The organism is Streptomyces sp. 13-12-16, assembly GCF_002114215.1.
Taxonomy (GTDB): domain Bacteria; phylum Actinomycetota; class Actinomycetes; order Streptomycetales; family Streptomycetaceae; genus Streptomyces.
In genome coordinates this window covers 1-2696 of sequence record NZ_NCTE01001166.1, presented here as the reverse complement: position 1 = coordinate 2696, position 2696 = coordinate 1, and the positions used below count along the sequence as shown (strand labels likewise).

The following is a 2696-nucleotide window of genomic DNA, read 5'->3' as shown; positions in this document are numbered from 1 at the left end:
GGGGACTTCCTGGACTGGGTGGCCGGCCGCGTGGACGAGGCCGCCGCGGCCGGGGGCGGCCACGACGCCCCGGCCTGACACGCGCACGCGCCCCGCCCGCCGTCGCCCCCGGTTCAACGGCTCGACAGCCGTCGGCCCCGTTGCCTAGGATTCTCGGCGCGGCATCGCGTGTCGGTCACCGGCCGGGTGAGGCATGGAGGCGCCGCGGATGCCCATGGAGGCATTGCCCTCGTGTCAGTCGAGTTCAACCACACCATCGTTCTCACCCGTGACCGGGAGAAGTCCGCCCGTTTCCTCGCCCACGTCCTGGGTCTGGAGGTCGGGGAACCGGCCGGAATGTTCCTGCCGGTGACGACCGCCAACGGAGTCACCCTGGACTTCGCGACCGTCGACATCGACATCCCGGCGCAGCACTACGCGTTCCTCGTCTCCGAGGACGAGTTCGACGCGATCCTCGCCCGGCTCGTGGACGCCGGGATCCCCGTCCAGGCCGATCCGCACGGCAGGCACCCCCGCCGTATCAACCGCAACGACGGCGGTCGCGGCGTGTACTTCCGGGACCCTGCGGGCCACGGCCTCGAGGCCATCACCCTCCCGTACGGCACCGACCCGGCCTCGCCGCTGAACGGCGTCACCGAGGAGGTCCCCGGAGCCGTGTGACCGCGTGGCCGGGACGGGGGCGGGCGTGTTCCGCGCGCCCGCCCCGCCCGGTCGGTTTACGCGCCGCGCAGCGGGCTACGCGACGGACACGGGGGTCCAGGCCGGCCACGTACCGGGAGGTGCCCATGACCACGCGGATACGGGACGTGATGTCCGCGGACACCGCGTCCGTCGAACCCATGACGACGGTGGCGCGGGCCGCGCGCCTGATGCGCGAGCAGGACATCGGCGACGTCCTCGTCGCCTACGACTGTGATCTGTTCGGTGTGCTCACCGACCGCGACATCGTGCTCAGGGGCGTCGCCGAGGGACAGGACCCGGAGGCCACCACGGTCGGTTCCCTGTGCACGCGCCCGCCCCTGGTGACCCTCGACCCCGAGGACACCACCGATCACGCCGTGGAGCTGATGCGGCGGCACGCCGTCCGGCGGCTCCCGGTGGTGGAACGCGGCGGCTGTCCGGTGGGGGTGGTGAGTCTCGGGGACCTCGCCACGACGGAGGATCCGCACTCCGCCCTGGCGGACATCAGCGCGGCGGCGCCCACCCACTGAGCGCGGGTTCTTCGCCCCCGCCGCCCCTTCCCTCCCCCGCTCTCGGCTTCGCTCGAGCAGGGACCCCCGTCGTCCCCGGGGGCGCTGCCCCCGGGCCCCCGCTCCTCGAACGCCGGCGGGGCCGTTCCGGCTGTCATCCGTCCACCGTGAGCGCGCACGTCCAGCCGTACGGGCCCGGGTGGATCCGTAGTTCCTCCCAGGCCACGGCCGTCGGCATCCGGCCGGTGACCCGTACGTCCGTCAGGGCGGCCACCGCCAGGCGTATGTCGAGACCGTCGTCGGTCCCGTCCGCCTCCACGTCGACCGGTACCTGGCCGTACTCCTCCAACCGGTACAGGATCTCGTCCAGCAGCGCCGCCAGCAGGTCGTCGTCACTGGCCCCGGCCAGCCGGACGCGGCCCACGCCCGTCGGCCGCACCCCGGAGACGTCGGCGAAGCACTCCACCATCGCCGCCACCGCCTCCGCCAGACAGTTCTCCCGGCTCGCCGCCCACGCCTCGATCCGGAACTCGTCCTCCCGCGCCACCGCCCGGTGCCCGCTCTCGTCCGGCCGCAGTGCCTGCCCGTAGTCGCTCGTGTCACCGACCATGGAACCCGCCTGCCCGACGACCGCGCACCCATGCCGGGCGCCGGGCGCTTCGAGTGCCGGGGAGCGGGGTACACGGGTGCGGACCGGGTGCTTCAGGTGCCGTCTCCGGTGTGGAGGGAGGGCATCCGTCATGCGGTTCCGTGATCGCCGGCAGGCCGGCCGCGAACTGGCCGCACGGCTGCGGGAGAGGCAGGACGAGGGAGCCCTGCCCGACCCCGTCGTGCTGGCCCTGCCCCGCGGCGGTGCCGCCGTGGCCGTCGAGGTCGCCGGGACACTGGACGCCCCGCTCGACGTCCTCGTCGTACGGAAGATCGGCGCCCCCTTCCACGAGGAGTTCGGCGTCGGCGCGATGGCCGGCGACGGGGTTCCGCTCTTCGACGAGGACGCCCTGCGGCGGCTGGGCATCGACGAGGCCGACCTCGCGCCCGTCGTCGAGCGCGAGCGCACCGAGCTGCGCCGCCGTGAACAGTGCTACCGCCAGGGCCGCCCGGCCCCCGGACTGCGCGGACGGACCGTGATCGTCGTCGACGACGGGCTGGCGACCGGCTCCACCGCCCGCGCCGCGCTGCGCGCCCTGCGGGCACAGGACCCCGGGCGCCTCGTGCTGGCCGTTCCGGTCGGCTCGACGGAGGGCGTCGCGCTGATGCGTTCCGAGGCCGACGAGGTGGTGTGTCTGCACCAGCCGGCCGCGTTCATGGCCGTGGGCCAGTGGTACGAGGAGTTCGGCCAGTTGACGGACGAGGACGTCCTGGACGCGCTGCACCAGCGGCAGCCCCGGTAGGGCCCGTCCGGCGGATCGCGCGGGGGTGCGGGAGCCGGCACGCCCGGCCGCGGCGTCGTCGCCGGCCCCGTGCCCGGCCGTGCTCGTGAGGCGGGGATCCGGCGCGTCGGCGTGC

The 2696-nt window shown here is 74.5% G+C and carries 4 protein-coding genes; 3 read left to right on the top strand and 1 reads right to left on the bottom strand.

Annotated features, from left to right (window positions below):
* Positions 1 to 231: 231 nt before the first annotated feature.
* Together B7767_RS36890 and B7767_RS36885 are read left to right on the top strand one after the other, a co-directional pair.
* Positions 232 to 660 carry a VOC family protein gene (locus B7767_RS36890; protein WP_085575819.1) on the top strand — a complete coding sequence of 143 codons (429 nt, stop codon included), beginning with the start codon at positions 232 to 234 and terminating at the stop codon, positions 658 to 660.
* 125 nt (positions 661 to 785) lie between these two features.
* Positions 786 to 1211: a CBS domain-containing protein gene (locus tag B7767_RS36885; protein WP_085575818.1), complete on the top strand. Its 426-nt coding sequence runs from the start codon at positions 786 to 788 to the stop codon at positions 1209 to 1211.
* A gap of 133 nt (positions 1212 to 1344) precedes the next feature.
* On the opposite strand, the gene B7767_RS36880 is transcribed toward B7767_RS36885, so the two are convergent.
* Positions 1345 to 1800 (bottom strand): archease, encoded by a 456-nt coding sequence (locus tag B7767_RS36880; protein WP_085575817.1) that lies wholly within the window; start codon positions 1798 to 1800, stop codon positions 1345 to 1347.
* Between the two features lie 130 nt (positions 1801 to 1930).
* Between B7767_RS36880 and B7767_RS36875 the strand changes: the two genes are divergently transcribed.
* Positions 1931 to 2581, top strand: coding sequence for a phosphoribosyltransferase (locus B7767_RS36875; protein WP_085575816.1), 651 nt, complete (start codon positions 1931 to 1933; stop codon positions 2579 to 2581).
* Positions 2582 to 2696 lie beyond the last annotated feature (115 nt).

Coding starts and splice junctions, on each gene's coding strand:
- B7767_RS36885 (WP_085575818.1), top strand. CDS start 786: ATGACCACGCGGATACGGGACGTGATGTCCGCGGACACCGCGTCCGTC.
- B7767_RS36875 (WP_085575816.1), top strand. CDS start 1,931: ATGCGGTTCCGTGATCGCCGGCAGGCCGGCCGCGAACTGGCCGCACGG.
- B7767_RS36880 (WP_085575817.1), bottom strand. CDS start 1,800: ATGGTCGGTGACACGAGCGACTACGGGCAGGCACTGCGGCCGGACGAG.